This window comes from Marinobacter salinus, from assembly GCF_001854125.1.
Classification (GTDB): Bacteria; Pseudomonadota; Gammaproteobacteria; order Pseudomonadales; family Oleiphilaceae; genus Marinobacter; species Marinobacter salinus.
On the sequence record NZ_CP017715.1, the window covers coordinates 2,177,647 to 2,193,379 of the forward strand.

15 protein-coding genes are annotated in these 15,733 nt (G+C 56.2%); 3 read left to right on the top strand and 12 right to left on the bottom strand.

Features of this window, described 5'->3' with window-relative positions:
• Positions 1 to 59 precede the first annotated feature (59 nt).
• Complete coding sequence (locus tag BKP64_RS09980; protein ID WP_070969250.1) at positions 60 to 2,237, bottom strand: TonB-dependent siderophore receptor; 2,178 nt, start codon at positions 2,235 to 2,237, stop codon at positions 60 to 62.
• A gap of 213 nt (positions 2,238 to 2,450) precedes the next feature.
• Entirely contained in the window at positions 2,451 to 2,864 is a 414-nt protein-coding gene (locus BKP64_RS09985; RefSeq protein WP_070973640.1) for a GFA family protein, read from the bottom strand.
• Between the two features lie 120 nt (positions 2,865 to 2,984).
• On the opposite strand from BKP64_RS09985, the gene dkgB reads away from it, so the two are divergent.
• Positions 2,985 to 3,794: a 2,5-didehydrogluconate reductase DkgB gene (gene dkgB, locus BKP64_RS09990; RefSeq protein ID WP_070969253.1), complete on the top strand. Its 810-nt coding sequence runs from the start codon at positions 2,985 to 2,987 to the stop codon at positions 3,792 to 3,794.
• Here the strand turns inward: dkgB and BKP64_RS09995 are convergent.
• From BKP64_RS09995 to BKP64_RS10005, 3 genes are read right to left on the bottom strand one after another with little or no spacing between them, the layout of a single operon-like run.
• Positions 3,730 to 4,440 carry a DUF6064 family protein gene (locus BKP64_RS09995; RefSeq protein WP_157755419.1) on the bottom strand — a complete coding sequence of 237 codons (711 nt, stop codon included), beginning with the start codon at positions 4,438 to 4,440 and terminating at the stop codon, positions 3,730 to 3,732. The two genes, dkgB and BKP64_RS09995, sit on opposite strands and share 65 nt — an antisense overlap.
• Positions 4,437 to 5,372, bottom strand: a complete 936-nt coding sequence (locus BKP64_RS10000; protein WP_070969259.1) for an aldo/keto reductase — start codon at positions 5,370 to 5,372, stop codon at positions 4,437 to 4,439. The genes BKP64_RS09995 and BKP64_RS10000 overlap by 4 nt, the downstream gene beginning before the upstream one ends.
• A 53-nt stretch (positions 5,373 to 5,425) precedes the next feature.
• Positions 5,426 to 6,196, bottom strand: a complete 771-nt coding sequence (locus BKP64_RS10005; protein WP_070969262.1) for a glutathione S-transferase N-terminal domain-containing protein — start codon at positions 6,194 to 6,196, stop codon at positions 5,426 to 5,428.
• Positions 6,197 to 6,509: 313 nt separating this feature from the next.
• Between BKP64_RS10005 and dacB the strand changes: the two genes are divergently transcribed.
• Entirely contained in the window at positions 6,510 to 8,051 is a 1,542-nt protein-coding gene (gene dacB, locus BKP64_RS10010; RefSeq protein WP_070973641.1) for a D-alanyl-D-alanine carboxypeptidase/D-alanyl-D-alanine endopeptidase, read from the top strand.
• Positions 8,052 to 8,103: 52 nt separating this feature from the next.
• Here dacB and BKP64_RS10015 read toward each other — a convergent pair whose 3' ends face one another.
• Together BKP64_RS10015 and BKP64_RS10020 are read right to left on the bottom strand one after the other, a co-directional pair.
• Complete coding sequence (locus BKP64_RS10015) at positions 8,104 to 9,552, bottom strand: DUF4397 domain-containing protein (RefSeq protein WP_070969264.1); 1,449 nt, start codon at positions 9,550 to 9,552, stop codon at positions 8,104 to 8,106.
• A gap of 158 nt (positions 9,553 to 9,710) precedes the next feature.
• Positions 9,711 to 9,953, bottom strand: coding sequence for a DUF2798 domain-containing protein (locus BKP64_RS10020; protein WP_070973642.1), 243 nt, complete (start codon positions 9,951 to 9,953; stop codon positions 9,711 to 9,713).
• 143 nt (positions 9,954 to 10,096) lie between these two features.
• Here BKP64_RS10020 and BKP64_RS10025 point away from each other — a divergent pair, with 143 nt between their 5' ends.
• Positions 10,097 to 11,014 (top strand): DUF6279 family lipoprotein, encoded by a 918-nt coding sequence (locus BKP64_RS10025; RefSeq protein WP_070969267.1) that lies wholly within the window; start codon positions 10,097 to 10,099, stop codon positions 11,012 to 11,014.
• On the opposite strand, the gene BKP64_RS10030 is transcribed toward BKP64_RS10025, so the two are convergent.
• The 5 genes from BKP64_RS10030 to BKP64_RS10050 are packed head-to-tail and all read right to left on the bottom strand — an operon-like array spanning position 10,999 to position 15,620.
• Positions 10,999 to 11,769 (bottom strand): SDR family oxidoreductase, encoded by a 771-nt coding sequence (locus BKP64_RS10030; protein ID WP_070969269.1) that lies wholly within the window; start codon positions 11,767 to 11,769, stop codon positions 10,999 to 11,001. The genes BKP64_RS10025 and BKP64_RS10030 overlap by 16 nt on opposite strands.
• Positions 11,770 to 11,785: 16 nt before the next feature.
• A complete protein-coding gene (locus BKP64_RS10035) occupies positions 11,786 to 12,475 on the bottom strand; it encodes a histidine phosphatase family protein (RefSeq protein WP_070969272.1) in 690 nt (229 codons plus the stop codon).
• The gene (locus BKP64_RS10040) at positions 12,475 to 13,539 is read right to left on the bottom strand and encodes a phosphotransferase family protein (protein WP_070969275.1); all 1,065 of its coding nucleotides are present in this window, start codon (positions 13,537 to 13,539) and stop codon (positions 12,475 to 12,477) included. Before BKP64_RS10040 ends, BKP64_RS10035 begins: the two co-directional genes overlap by 1 nt.
• Positions 13,540 to 13,570: 31 nt before the next feature.
• Positions 13,571 to 14,374 carry an SDR family oxidoreductase gene (locus BKP64_RS10045; protein WP_227515581.1) on the bottom strand — a complete coding sequence of 268 codons (804 nt, stop codon included), beginning with the start codon at positions 14,372 to 14,374 and terminating at the stop codon, positions 13,571 to 13,573.
• A 34-nt stretch (positions 14,375 to 14,408) separates the two neighbouring features.
• A complete protein-coding gene (locus BKP64_RS10050; RefSeq protein ID WP_070969277.1) occupies positions 14,409 to 15,620 on the bottom strand; it encodes an acyl-CoA dehydrogenase family protein in 1,212 nt (403 codons plus the stop codon).
• Positions 15,621 to 15,733: the final 113 nt, after the last annotated feature.

A 15,733-nucleotide genomic window follows, 5' to 3' on the forward strand; every position in this document is an offset into this window, starting at 1 on the left:
TCCCTGCAAGTATTGAATAAAGGATGCCGGAGCAGGCTGAGCCCGCTCCGGGTAAGGGTTCAGTAAACCCAGGAGACAGTCAGGCTGGCGTTTGCCGGCTCGCCATAGAAGCCCTGGGCAGAGGCACCAAATTTCTTCAGGCTCTCGATGTACTTCTCGTCCGTTACGTTGTTCACGTTCAGGGTGGCGTTCCAGTGGTGGGCAAAATCGTAGCTGGCCATCAGATCCACCACAGCATAGCTATCCTGTTCGGTAACGATGGTGGCGCCAGCGTTCGGGCCCGTGGTCGCGACGCCCTGCTCCTGGCTGATCCCGGACTGCCAGCGAATTTCACTGCCAACTTTCAGGCCGCCGATCCCCGGCACTTTCCAGGTACCCCGCAGTTGTGCCAGATGTTCTGGCACAAAGGACTTCGCAGCGTTGCCATCGGCGTCCTCGATGTCTACGAAGGTGTAACCGGCGAACAGCTGAACACGGTCAGTTACATCGCCAACGACCTCAAGCTCCACACCCTGGCTCTGAAGTCCGTCGATGACCCGGTAGTAGACGTCCGGCGAGTTCGGATAGGTACCGACGGCTTCCGCAACGTTCTGCTGCTCGGTCTGGAACAGGGCCACAGTAGTTTTCACGCGGTCATCAACGAATTCGCTCTTCAGGCCCAGTTCATAATTTACCCCGTCGATGGGGTCCAGACGGTCGCGATTAATGTCCAGTTCGGTCTGGGGGGTGAAGATTTCGGTGTAGCTGGCATACACCGAGTGGTTGTCGCTGATGTCATAGATCAGCCCCGCATAGGGCGTTGTCTCAGCGTTGTAGCTGGTTGCCTTGGTCAGGCCGTAGCTTTCACCCTCGCTGTCGAGCCACGTCAGACGCAAGCCGGTGATGGCGGTCAGGCGATTGGTGAGCGTCCAGCGTGCTGCGGCATAGGTGGCGACTTCCCTGTCGCTCCAGTCAGAGCCCTGAGCGCCATTGTCGTATGACGGTCGGGGAAAAGAACCGTCCCACTGATCAAGCGGAGGCATTGCGGTACCCGTGCTGCTGTCATATCGAGACCGGTCAACGGTTTCAGAACGCGACCAACTCGCACCCAAAACCAACTCGTGGGTCCGGTTAGCCAGTTTGAACGGGCCGGTGGCGTAGGTGTCCACCACCCATTGCTCAACATTCAGGTCGTACTGGCTTGGATAGGCAAGAAGACCCAGTCCTGTTTGCGGATCTGGTGTGCCGTATTGGTAGAAAAGCTCGGAGGTGCTGTCGTTTTCCAGGCGGAAGACCGTGCCCTGGGCACGCCAGCCACCGGCCAGTTGCTGCTGCAGTTCAACAAAGCTGTTGTTCTGGGTGTTGTCCCAGTAGGACCAGTCAGACGCCGTGCTGGTTGATCGGGCATAGTCCGTGGCGGTGCCATCGGTGAAGAACAGCGGTAGAGCACCCCACAACGGGCTGTCAGTATCCGAGGTCTGAATGGAGTGTCCCAGTGTCAGCAGCGTGGTATCGGTTAGGTCCGCTTCGATCACCCCGTAGAACATCTGCTTTTCGTTATTGTAACGATCGAGATAGGAGCCCTTGTCCACATAACCGGCGACTACCCGCCCGCGAACCGCCCCGGACTCAGACAGCGCGCCGGATACGTCGCCAACGATCCGCTTTTTGTCCCAGGAGCCACCGGTCACCGCCACGGATCCATTGGTCTCTGCCGTCGGGCGCTTGCGTATGAAGTTGACCGTCGCCGCCGGGCTGCCGGAACCGGTCATCAGGCCATTGGCACCGCGAACCACCTCAATACGATCGAAAAATGCGGTATCGAGCTCGCCCTGAACGTTGTCATAAACCGCCGGCAAGCCTACACCGTCATACTGGAAGTTATTAATATCGAAACCGCGGGAGGTGTAATAGGTCCTGTCAGTTTCTACCGACTCCACCGTAACGCCAGTGGTGCCTTCAAGTACGCTATTGATGTCGTTCTGGGCGAAATCGTCCATTTGCTCTCGGGTGACAACCGTCACTGCCTGCGGTGTCTCACGGTGACCCAATCCCATTTTCAGGGTAGTGGTGGTAGCCTCAACACCATAACTGCGAGACTGCTCTGAGCTGGCCGGAGCTCGGTCAGCGGATACTTCAAGTGCATTCAGGAACACGGGTTGTTCTTCCTGGGCCAGAGCAAGACCAGGCAGGGTCGCAGCCAGCATGGCTGAAATCAGGGCGTTGCGCCGGAAGGCAGCTTCGGTATTTCGGGACATCTTATTCTCCGGGTTCTGGGTGAGTCGTATTTTTCATGCACATCGTAATACGAATCGTTCTTATTTACTACGAAAAACAGTAAATGCCCAAACCCAGTGCTAACGAGAAGAAGCACAAGGTTATCGATAGGTTTTAGCTGCTACTCTGGAGGAGAATCAGGTGACGATGTCTGAGCTTCAGCCGAACGGGGTGCTCTGGCTATTGATCAGAGGTCAGTGAGGATCGTTGGTTCTTTCGGTTTTCTCAAACTGGGGAATAACATCAGTAATCTCGAACCAGTCTGATTTTGAGCCCACGTACACATGTTGTGACGGGCCCTTGCCAAGCGGTTCGTTGATGACACCTACGCGCAAACGAAGAATCCCGGAGATGGCATCAACCCGGCTGTAGAGCTGGCTGCCACAACGGCTGCAGAAGGCCCGATATTTACCCGGGCGGGATTCAAACTCGGTAATGTACTCTTCCCCGGACACGAACCGAAATCGTATTTTCTGAACCGGCGCGCTGGCCGAGAACGCGCTACCGTGAGCACGGCGGCACTGACTGCAATGACACAATGCCACCGGTCCCAGCGGGCCGTCGTATTCAAAGGTAATATCGCCGCACAGGCACTGGCCGGTATACATAACGTTTGCTCTCGGTTTGGCGGTTTGCGTCATTTCAGCGCCGATGATACCCGCCGGCCACTTGAAGAACCAGAGAGCCGGCACCATCTAACGAACACAGAGATCGAACAGGAGGACAGTATGTCATTCAGCACACTTCCGAACATCGGCATGGGAACCTTCCGGCTGAAGGGTAACGACGCGCGTGATGCGGTCAAGAGCGCCCTTTCATTGGGTTATCGGCACATTGATACCGCCCAGATGTACGAGAATGAGGCGGAAGTTGGTGATGGCATTACCTCCAGCGGCATCCCCCGTCGGGAGATATTCCTGACCACCAAAATCTGGCATGACCAGTTGCGTGCCAGTGATCTCATCAACAGCCTGCATGACAGCCTTGCGCGGCTAAAGACAGACCACGTGGACCTGACATTGATCCACTGGCCCTCGCCGGACAACGAAGTGCCCATGGAAGAATATCTGGGTGCACTGCGAGACGCTCAGAGAGAAGGACTGACCGACCACATCGGCATTTCCAACTTCACCTGCGCGCAGATGGACGAGGCGAAGGAGATTCTCGGAGAGGGCGCTATCTTCACCAACCAGGTGGAAGTGCACCCGTTCCTGGCCAACCGAAAGGTCGTGGAGCATGCCCGGAAGCTTGGCATCACTGTGACAGGCTATATGCCTCTTGCCGTTGGTAAAGTGATGGACGACGAAACCCTGCAGCGGATCGGGCAGGACCACAACGCGACGCCGGCCCAGATCGCCATTGCGTGGGTAGCCTCCCGTGGCGTTGTACCAATTCCTTCATCTACGCGCTCAGCCCACCAGAAAGCCAATCTGGACGCACTGGCTATTAAACTGAGCGAAGAAGAAATCCGGGCTATTGATGAGCTGGACCGTGGCGAGCGGATTGCGAATCCGAGTTTTGCTCCGGCTTGGGACTGAACCACAACCCGGCGCCAATCAGCAGCAGCGTGGCCATTGGAGTAATGAGCAACCACCAGGTTTGCAATACCCAGAACATGGCCACGCTGAACAGACTCCACAGCACCAGCAGGGGCAAATAAAGCCACCGCCAGGGCCCTGTCATCAGAGCAACAGCCAGTGAGCCGGCGGCGGCTGTTGTGCCAGGCGCCACGCCAAACAGCGCCACCGACTGCCAATCGCCGGTATCAGCCACTACCAACCAGGGTAAACCACACACCGCCACCAGCCAGAAGAGCGTAAGCTGCTTTGCTCGCAGCGTTTGCCCATGGACACCTCCGAAAAGCACGGCGGCTGCAAGCAGACCACCCTGCGCAACAAAGGCCCAGCCAAACCACGCCGCTGGCCAGTTAATGGGCCCGAAGTAGCCCACCAGAAATCCGTAACCACTGCTCGCCCAGGCCGCAGCCATCAGCCCAACAGCCAAACGCGAGGCTCGAAGATCCCGTTGCAGAAGCAGTAACGGCATACCCACGGAAACCACCACAGCCAAAAGTTGCCAAGGCCATAGATCCTGATTGATCCGAACAAACAGCCGCAAAAACACCTGCGGCCCGAACATCACGAAATCCTGGAGCGAGTAACTCAGCCAGTCCGCACCACTCACAGGGACCTCACGTAATCCGCCATCCGCCGACGCTGCTCCGGGTTTGGCAGGACCCCGTATAGTGCCCCCATATTTTCCTTCATGTGCTCAACCTTGCTTGTGGCCGGAATCGCACAGGTCACCGCTGGGTGGGAGATGATGTACTTGAGAAAGAACTCTGCCCAGTTACTGACGCCAGCCTCCCCAGCCCACTCAGGCAAAGGCTCCGACTGGAATCGACGAAACAGCGAACCACCCTGAAACGGCCGGTTTACAATCACCCCGATTCCCCGTTCCTCTGCCAGGGGCAGCAACCGATCCTCGGACTCACGGTCCAGGACGTTATAAGTCAGCTGCACAAAATCCAGCGGTTCACGCTCCATAATCCGCTCGAAATCACCATGCCGACGACCGTGAGAAGTAGTGATGCCGATATATCGCACCTCCCCGTCCGACTTCATCTGTTTCAACGTTTCAAGATGGCCTTGCCAGCCCAGCAGATTGTGCACCTGCAACAGATCAAACCGCTCAACACCCCAACGCCTGCGGGAATGCTCCGCCGCCTGCCGGGTTTCTGACTCGTCGCCGGTCCAGATCTTGGTGGCTGCAAAAACCCGGTCATGTGCATCCAGGGCATCCAGCGCCTCACCCACCACATCCGAGGCGCTGCCGTACATCGGAGAACCGTCCACAACCGTACCGCCGAGATCGAAGAACGTCTTCAGGACTTCGGTACGCTGCGCAATCAGTTGTTCGTCGTCACCCACGTTAAAGGTAATCCAGGTACCCATGCCGATAGCGGGAATGGCTTCGTTGGTTCCGGGAATCCGGCGGGTGATGGGGGATAAAGAAGGTGTTTTCGGAGTATTTGCAAACAGCAACGGGGATTTCAAAGCGAGCCCGGAAAGGCCCGCATTGATGAGAAACTGTCTTCTACTGAACCAGTGAGCCATGTCTGCACTCCCGCCCATGCGACCACTTAAAAGCTGACAGTCTTCATCGCAGCTCAGTTCCCGTAGTGAGTGTCCAGATATTCCAGGATGCGAGCAGATTCGAACAAGCCTTCCCCGGTGTTGGGATCTTCAAGGTAAGGCACCTGAACCCGCTTGTGCACCTGGAAAAACGCATCCCGCTTGCCACCGGGAATCGGCGTATAAGGCCCCGGCTTGATGCGCTGCTTCGCCGGCCCAAGTTCTGTCCAGTGCTCTTTGCCCAGGTTATGCAAGGTATACGGAATTTCCAGCTCACACAGCCGCTCACGCACCAGACGGGAAAACGGGCTGCCCTCGAAACTCCAGAGATGCAACGGCTGCTCCGGACGCTTCCCCGGACTAACCCTAAGCCCTCTCATGGCACTGGCCACAGAGGCCACCGAACCCAGGACCGGCTGCCAGACCCGGCCACGATAGTATGCCGGCACCGGCTGCCCGGCATACTGCCGGAACAGGTACTCGATGATTTCCTCAGACTCATACATCACGGTCCCGGTGTTCTGGTCTGCCAGCAACGGGAACTGCTGCCGCCCCCCCAGCGCTTCCGCCTGGGCCCGGAAGACCGAACCACCTTTCGGGCAGGGTCGGATGTCCACATCCAGGTTCAGCGCAGTCAGGGCTTCACGAACGCGACGGCAGTAGGGGCAGCCCTCCATGTCGTAAAGCACGATCGGCTTTTCTGGCTGGGTCACATTTTTTACCACCAGGCAACCGCGCCAGGCGGTCAACGACGAGGTAGCAACCGAGCCCAGTAAGTGAACGTTGTGAGATAGCATATTCGACATAAACAAACCTTCTTTTAGATAGCACGCCATTATCACGTAATCTCGCCATTTTTCATTGGCTCCAGAGCCTCTTTCATCGGTAACTCCTGTGTCGCGCTCACCCAAGGTTAATTTTTGTCCACCTAACTTCATGATTCAAAAGGGCACTTACAATGGGTCACAAAAATCCAATACAAACAACGACACTACTGCCATTTTTTAACGTCATGTAGAGCTTTTCTGCATAGTATGGCGCACAAAGATGGGCTATTGTTGAAGGATAAGAACTCATTGGTTGGCCATCATGGTAATACCGGGTATGCGACGCGCTCATATGACAGGAAAAAAGGGATCGGTTTTCAAGCGTTCAGTGCTGGCCGCCGGCACTGCCCTGGTAATGGCCGGAAGCCCCGCCCTTCAAGCTCTTGAGAATGATCATTCGGGCTTTTCATCCAGCCCGATCTGGAGCAAGCAAGTCCGGGACTACGCCGTCAAATCCCTCCATGACGAAAATGCCCTGAGCATGGCGGCGATTCCGCTCAACGGCCCGGGAATCGAGCAGTACATTAATGCCGACGAACTGATGAGCCCGGGCTCTATCATGAAGCTGGTTACCACCTTCGCCGCACTGGAGATTCTGGGGCCGACCCATCACTGGGATACCGATTTCCTCACCGATGGCGAGATGGTTGGTGATACCCTGAAGGGAAACCTGTACGTTCGCTTCGGAGGCGACCCCAAACTGACCATTGAGCGCCTGTGGGGCACGCTCCGCGAACTTCACAGCATGGGCATCACAACCATTGATGGCCAACTGGTGCTGGACGGTCACTATTTCGAGATTGATGACGGCTTCCCGATCTTTGAAGACAATGGTGACAATCCCCATGCCCCATTCCTGGTTGAGCCCTCAGCCTATCTGGCTAACCTTAACCTGTTGCATTTCCAGGTTCGGTCGGATGAACGTGGCACCCAGGCCTGGAGTACACCCGCCTTGGGTGAAATCGTTATTGATAATCGTGTAACTGCGATCTCGGAGGCGCCATGCCCAAGTCGCCGAAGCTTTGAGTGGGAGCCGATCTACCACGATGACGGCAAGGTTACGGTGCGCGTCACGGGTGAGCTGCCCCAGGGTTGCCGGACCACCAGCTACCTGTCTCTTCTGCCCCACGAGCAGTACACCGCATCCATGATCCGCTCACTGCTGGCCGACGTGGGTGTAGAAATCACCGGCACAGATGCTACCGGGGCAACTCCGGAAGACGCTCGCCTGGTGTTGAAAACCACTTCACCGGATCTGGTGACAATGGTGCGCGACATCAACAAATGGAGCAGCAATGTGATGGCTCGCCAGATGTTGCTGACCATTGGTGCCGAAAACCGGCTGGACACCGAAGACGATGACCGGGTTGCCGGCATCCGGGTGATCTACGACTGGCTGGAGAGCAAAGGCATCAACACGGCAGGTATGGTGATCGAAAACGGCGCTGGCCTGAGTCGCCACGGGCGCATTACTGCCCGGCAGGGTGCCGAGCTTCTGCAGCATGCCTGGAACAGCCCCTTCGCCGCCGACCTTATGGCCTCCATGCCAATCATAGCTATGGATGGAACCATGGCCCGAAGACTGAGGAATACCGGAATGGACGGCACCGGACGGATTAAAACCGGTTATCTGGAGAATGTTCGCTCCATTGCCGGTTTCACCCGGGATGAGCACAACACCACCTGGGCCGTGGTGGGCATGGTCAATAACGATCCCGCCTGGAATGGCCAGGCCGTTCTTGACCGGATCCTCTATTCCCTGCATTTCCGGCCGCCAACGGGCACGGCGATTTCACAGGCCGACTCGGGCTCTTCGGAAACGTCCATTCAATAAAAAATCCCCGGCCAAGGCCGGGGATTGAACATTCACTTTCACTGGTGACCGATCAGTTCGGGGCCACAACAAAGTCATCAAGCAGTGTAAGCCCTGCCGTATTGTTGTCGTCCTCCGGCGCGAGACGGGCAATGGCAGTGTAAACACCCCCTGCAGCGAGCGGAACACTACCTGTCTTGAGCAGTTCATTACCGTCCTGGTCTGTAATAAACACGACATAGTCTCCGGCAGCCACCGGGAGGTATCCGGTGTTGGTCTTGAATTCAAAATCGTTCAGGGTCGGGGCATTGACCTCGGCATTCAACACCGTCGCGCCAGCACCACCTTCGGCTGTCGGCACCAGATAAACGTCTACGGTTCCCGCCTCAACAGCACCATGCACGACACGCAGGGAAGCCTGTGTGGCGATACTCCGGACACTGTCCTCCAGAACCAGGGGCTCAATGGCATCAAGCAAGTTCACTGCGATGACGGTTTTGGCTGAAGCCTGGCCGAATACAACGTCGGCATCAATAACAGCGGAGTTCACCGGGTTAATGCTGTTTGCCGGGGATACCTTGAGGTTACGGGTTCCATCGGGAATGACAGCATAGTTGTTAATGCCCGGGCCCGGAGCAACATCCGGGAACGACAGGCTGGGAATCGCAACGGCATCGTCAACCAGAATGGCTACGGGCGGTGCATCCGAGGAGTTATGAACAACTTTTACACCCGCCTGCTGACTGCTATCAAACAGCTCAATCACCTGACCATCACCAGTCACAGCGATGAGACTGACAGGACTGTTGTTCACGGCTGTGTCGCCATCGGGAGTTGTTTCAGGGGTCGTATTATCAACCGCACCGACCAACAGATCCGAACCAGCAGCAAGCGGAACCGACCCGCTATCGAAGACTACGGTTGGTGAATCGCCGGGAATAGCAACGCGAATCTGGTAGTCACCAGCAGGGACCTCAATCGGACCCTGCACTGCCTTGTATTCAAAGCTGAAGGAAAGAACGCCCTCATCGTCCAGGTTGGCTCCTGGCACAGACAGATAGACCTCCACAGGACCATTCACGGCCTTTTGGGCGGCCGGGGACAAATGAGCCACACGCAGACGCACTGAATCCGCATCTTCCCGGGCCCCGTCATCCGTTAACACCAAAGGTTCCAAAGGTTGTGCATCGTCGCCCACAAGGCCAACCGCAATAACGTCGTAATCGGTATCCGATCTCAGAGAAACGTCCTTTTCATCGATGACCCTTAGCGTCTGGTCACCCGGCAAAAGTGCGTCTACGGCAATGTCCGCCCGCCCGGCGTCCGGAGTCAACACGGCTGCCTGCTTGTAATCGGCTCCGGAAACCACTGCGCTGCCGTTTACCACAACGTTAACGGCCGGAGCGTTCGCAGAAGCATGAATGACGCGAACACTGCTCTTCACCGGATCATCATCATCAAAACAGCCGGCCAGCAGTACACTGCCCGCCAAAACCATAGGTAAGCCAATTCTTGTATTCATGTGCACTCGTCCTCGTTCGCTGAGGTTGATTACCAGGGTTTAGTGGTTCGAACCTGCACTAGTTCAATCCCTGAATAGTGCGTATCAGCAATCTACGGAGGCGAAAACGAAACGGATTGACATTTTTTTACATTTGGGCGTACAGGCGTGTTTGTCGCTCAGGACTGGAAGCGGCTCAGGGTTGCCTCGGTCATTTTGCCCGCCAGCGGTGCGATAAATGTAACCAACGGAAAAGCTACGCCCCAGGCAACCAGCCATGCAGCGAGCCAGCGCATGGGGAAGCCCCGGTCAATGCCGGTATTGATAAAAGTGATCACGCCGGACATCAAAAAGGACATGATGCCTGACATATAAAATCCGAAGACAAGTTGGCGTATACGCGCAGACCTCATTCGGCTCATGATATCTCCCATGCAGGCCATCCGATTCACTTTGCCAGCATCTGAAAAGGACGGATTGTCGTAAACTGAAGAAATAGTGCAACCGCATGATAATGAGCTTGCGCTCTTTTTGCGATAAGACCTAATACTACTCCGGGGGCTCTATGAACGTCCTGGGCAATTCTCGAATCACCAAACGTGGTGCAATCGTTCTGCTCTTGATCAGCGCGGCGCTGCTGTCGGCGTGCAGTTCAACTAAAATGGCCTACCGGTATGCAGACTGGGGGATTGTCTGGTGGGTTGAAGATTATGTGACGCTCACCGGTGCCCAAAAACAACAGCTCAATACCGACATTGACCAACTCCGCCAGTGGCACTGTTCCACTGAACTGCCCCGCTATCAGGTCTGGTTGACGGGGCTGGAGTCTGACATCCGGCAGGGCAATCTGGATCAGGCCGCGCTTGCCTATCACCAGGATCAGCTGTTCGATTTCTTTGACCCCTTACTGACAAGAGTTCCGCCAATTGCGGCCAACCTGCTTGCCAGCCTGAGTGACCCCCAGGTACGTGAACTCGCCGAAAACATGGAGCAAAATCAGGAGGAGCTCGAAAACAAGTTTCTGGCCGATGATCCGGATGCCACCGCGACAGCTCGTGCAGAGCGAACGCAGGAGCGCGTGGAGCGATGGCTGGGTGACCTCAACGCGAATCAGAAGGCGATCGTTAACACCTGGTCCAGTCAGCGCGGACGGCAAACGGAAATCTGGCTGGAAGGAAGGCGCAACTGGCAACTCGCCTTGCTCGACACTTTGCAAAGGCGGGATGAGGCCGGCTTTTCAGGAGAGGTAGAGCGACTGATAACGGAATCGGAGCGGTTCCGGGGAGAGGAATATCAGGCGATGATGGCGGAGAGCCAATCAGCTATCAACACGCTGATACGCGACCTGGTCCAGGCGAGTGATTCGGTGCATCTCACCCACCTGAGTGGTCGTGCGGCTGAGCTTAATGACGACTTCGAGTCGCTGGCCTGCTCATCGGCTCCCGAAGTCGCGGCCTCGCCTGACGATCAGATGGTCAGATAACCACCGTCGGCATTGATGCAGGCACCCGTGGTGTAACTGGAAGCATCTGAAGCGAGGTACAGAACGGTACCCGCCATCTCACCGGGATCCGCTACCCGCTTCATGGGAATGTGCGCCATAGCCTGCTTCTTGATGGCCTCGTTGGTGGTCAATGCACTGGCGAACTTGGTGTCGGTCAGGCCCGGCAGCAACGCATTCACACGAATATTCTGCTGGCCCAGCTCCATGGCGAAGGATTTGGTCATAGAGATAACCGCCGCCTTGGTGACCGAATAGATGCCCTGGAAGTGACCCGGGTTAACGCCGTTCACAGAGGCGACGTTAATGATAGAACCGCCGCCATTCTTTTTCATCAGCTGTGCACCGCGGGCACACATAAAGAAATAACCACGAATATTCACATCAACGGTCTTGTTGAAGGCACCGAGGTCTGTATCTTCAACCGGGCCAAAATACGGATTGGCCGCCGCGTTGTTCACCAGAATATCCAGCTTGCCATGCTTTTCCTCAATGTGCGTCCATATGCTTTCGATCTGATTCATCTCGCCAATATGGCATGCAACGGCTTCGGCGCTGCCGCCCGCTTCACGGATGCTGCCGGCCACAGCTTCGCAACCATCAATCTTGCGGCTGCTGACAATCACATGGGCGCCGTAATCCGCCAGCGTGCGGGCAACGCTCTCGCCGATACCGCGGCTGCCACCGGTAATCAGGGCTACCTTGCCGCTCAGATCAAACAGGTCTTTGCTGCTCATTCGTTCACCTCAATTGCTATCGGAATGTCACCAGGGCGGGATCTTCCGCTTCCAGGTGACTGTAATTGTTAAAAACAGACAGGCTGCGGCGTGGGCCGGAGTAGAGGACCCGGCTGACACTGGTATTGGCGATGACTTCGTTCAACCCCAGCGCACGCTGATCATCAAGGGCCAGCAGCTGTTGGCAGATAACCGAGATCGGGCCGCCAGAGGTGGCCACAAGAACGTCTCCGCCATCGGCGTATTCAATCATTTCATCGAATGCCTTGAGTACTCTGGCTTTGAAGTCCAGCCAGGTCTCGGCATAGTCGTGGTCATACTCGCCCGAGGCCCAGCGGCGAACGGCCTGAACAAAAGCCTCCTGGAAGGCTCTGGCGGGCTTCGGAAATGCCGCCAGATCCCGCGCCATGACTTCCCGGTCACACCACTCCGGGCGATAACAGGTGAGAACCGAGGTGTGATCGAATTCGTTGAAGCCTGGAGCCACCTGCATATCGGGCAACTGCCCCCCATAGCCGGTGGCAATTGCTTCAACCGTTTCCCGGTGACGCTCCAGATCGCCGCCAAAAATGGCGGCCGGGGCTAGCTTACCGGCCAGCCAACGACCCAGGACCCTGCCCTGCTCCCACCCCCGGGGCGAAAGCTGATCGTAGTTTTCCTTACCAAAACTCGCCTGGCCGTGGCGTACCAGAAACACCGTAGCCATTACAGGGAGCTCTCTGAAATCAGGCGCTGACAGCGTTTTTCCAGATAATTGGCCGCATGACCGAAGGCCGCAAAACGCTTGTCAGTGGTCTGGCCGTGGTAATACCGGTAGTAGATTTGCTGAATGATCACCGCCAGCCGGAACAGGCCGTAGATTTCATAAAAATCAAAATTGTCGACCTTGAAGCCCGACTGTTCCATGTAGTATTCAACCACTTCCTTGCGTGTCAGCATCCCTGGGCGATGCGTTGGCTGGCGCCGCAACATCTGAAACGGACCTTCGTCGTCTGCCTCAATCCAGTAGGCCAGACTGTTGCCCAGATCCATCAGCGGATCGCCAATGGTGGCCATCTCCCAGTCCAGAACACCGATCACCTCAAACGGGTTGTCCGAATTCAGCACCACATTGTCGAAGCGAAAATCGTTGTGAATGACAACCTGGGCAACATCCTCGGGCATTTTGCCGTTCAGCCATGCCATGACTTCCTCGAAATCGCCAACATCCTCCGTACGGGCCTTGCGAAACCGGTCACTCCAGCCACCAATCTGGCGCTGAACATACCCCTCGCCCTTGCCCAGTTTATCCAGTCCAGCGGCTCTGGCATCGACGCGGTGCAGGTCGACCAGCTTGTCGACAACATTCAGGCACAGCTTGCGAGTGTCCGCTTCGCTCAACTCGAAGCCCTTCGGAAAATCCTGGCGCAAGATGATGCCTTTCAGCCGCTCCATCACATAGAAATCGCAGCCCAGCACATCGTGGTCATCGCAGATGGCGATGATATTTGGCACGTAGGGATAAACGGGCTTCAGTGCCTTCATCACCTTCGCTTCCCGCAGCATGTCGTGGGCTGACTTGGCGATCTTGCCCAAAGGGGGCCGACGGAGAACGTAGGACCGGTCTCCATAATCCACCTGATACGTCAGGTTAGAGGCACCACCAGGGTACTGACGAATGTCCGGCTCACCTGCAAGATCGGGAATAGCCTGTTTCACGAACCGGTCTACGGCGGCTACATCCAGCTCTTCGCCTTCACGGATATCCATCGCCTCATCAATCTGGGTCATTCAGGGCTCTCCTCTTGTTCACGTGTTCGGTTCAGGCCTTGGCCTTTCCGCCCATCTTACTCATCCAACGCTTGCTTTCCTGATGCATCAGCCAGTCAAACGCCTTGGGTGCGTGCCGCTTGAGCATCCACATACGGCGTTCTTTTGCATGGGGCAGTACCCAGAAGTTCTTGTCGTTTACCGACCGTACAATGTCTTCGGCCACATCCTCAGCAGTAATACTGGAACGCTTCATCAGCTTGTTTACGTTCTGCTGAACCCCGGGAAGATCCGAGCGCATGCTGCTGGCAAGGTTGGTCTGGAAGAACGCCGGACACACACAACTCACATGGATGCCGTCGTCCCGCAGCTCTTGGCTCAGGGTCTCAGACAGCGCAATAACCCCGGCCTTGGAAACATTGTAGCTATCCATCAGCGGCGCCAGCATCAGGCCAGCCATGGAAGCGATGTTCACAAAAGTGCCGGAACCCTGCTTCTTGAACTGGGGCGTGAATGCCTTGCAGCCACGAACAACACCCAGCACGTTAATTTCCAGGATCCATTCCCAGTCAGCCATGGTGGTGTCTTCAATGGAGCCCGCAGAGGCAACTCCCGCATTGTTGACCACCACATCCACACCGCCCCACTTGGCGGTCAGGTCGTCGCAGATCTTTTCCAGATCGGTCAGCCGGCGAACATCACATTCCACGAAATAGCCTTCGCCACCGTCGTTGTTGATTTCCTGTTCGACAAGGGCGCCCTGCTCCGGGTTAATGTCACCGATACAGACTTTGGCGCCCTCTTTGGCGTAACGCAGTGCAATAGCACGACCGAGTCCGCTCGCGCCACCCGTGATAAATACTCTCTATGTCATGGTATTTCCCGTTTTATCAGTTTTTATACTTTCGCAGTTCCAGCCGAGCCACCATAGCCCGGTGCACCTCGTCCGGACCATCCGCCAGCCGCAATACACGAGCATAGGCAAACAACTGGGTCAACGGGAAGTCGTCATCACTGACGCCGGCACCACCGTGGATCTGAATGGCCTGATCAACAATGGTCTGCAACATCGAAGGAATCACCGCCTTGATCATGGAGACTTCCTGCAGCGCGCCCATGATGCCCTTGGTATCCAGTGCCCAGGCGCATTTCAGAGTCAGAAGGCGCGCCTGCTCAATGGCCATACGGGCATTGGCAATGATGTCCGGGTTACCCCCAAGCTTCGCAATCGGCCGTCCGAAAGCTTCACGGGTGGTTGCGCGTTTGATCAACAGTTCCAGCGTGCGCTCTGCTGCGCCGATGGCCCGCATGCAATGGTGTACGCGGCCCGGCCCCAAGCGGCCTTGGGCAATCTCGAAACCACGCCCCGGACCCGCAATAATTGCACTCTTGGGCAGGCGCACATTGTCGAAGAGAACTTCACCATGGCCGTAAGGCTCGTCATATTCACCAAACACCGGCAACATCCGCTCAATCTTCACACCTGGAGTATCAAGAGGGACCAACACCATGGAATGACGACGGTGTTTTTGGGCATCCGGATCAGTGACACCCATAAAAATACCAACCTTGCAGTCCGGGTGACCAATACCGGTACTCCACCATTTGCGGCCATTCAGGACCACGTCATCGCCTTCGACCGTCGCCGTTGCTTCCATATTGGTCGCATCGGAAGACGCCACAGCCGGTTCAGTCATACAGAAAGCAGAACGGATTTCGCCAGTCATCAACCCGGGCAGCCACTCGGCTTTCTGTTCCTCGGAGCCGTAGTGAATCAGCACTTCCATATTGCCGGTATCCGGCGCATTGCAGTTGAAGATCTCCGGGGCAATAAAGCTGCGCCCGGTTTCCTCGGCAATCAGGGCATAGTCGGAATTCAGCAGGCCACAACCGTGATTCTCATCCGGGAAAAACATGTTCCACAGCCCCTGAGCTCTGGCCTTCTCCTTCAGCTCCTTGATAACCGGCAACACAACCCAGCGGTTCTCGAGGGACGCGAGCTCCTTGTGGTACTGCTCCTCAATAGGAAAAATCTCATCCTTCATGAATTGCTTCACTCGCTTGAGATATTCCTGACCTTTCTCGGAAATATTAAAATCCATCGCCGTATCCTCACTGAAATTGCACAATCGGTGCTCTGAAACAATCTGATGATTCCAGTCTAGGGCGGAGGCAACTATTACGCGACTGAATTATTCTTATCGTTTATCATTAG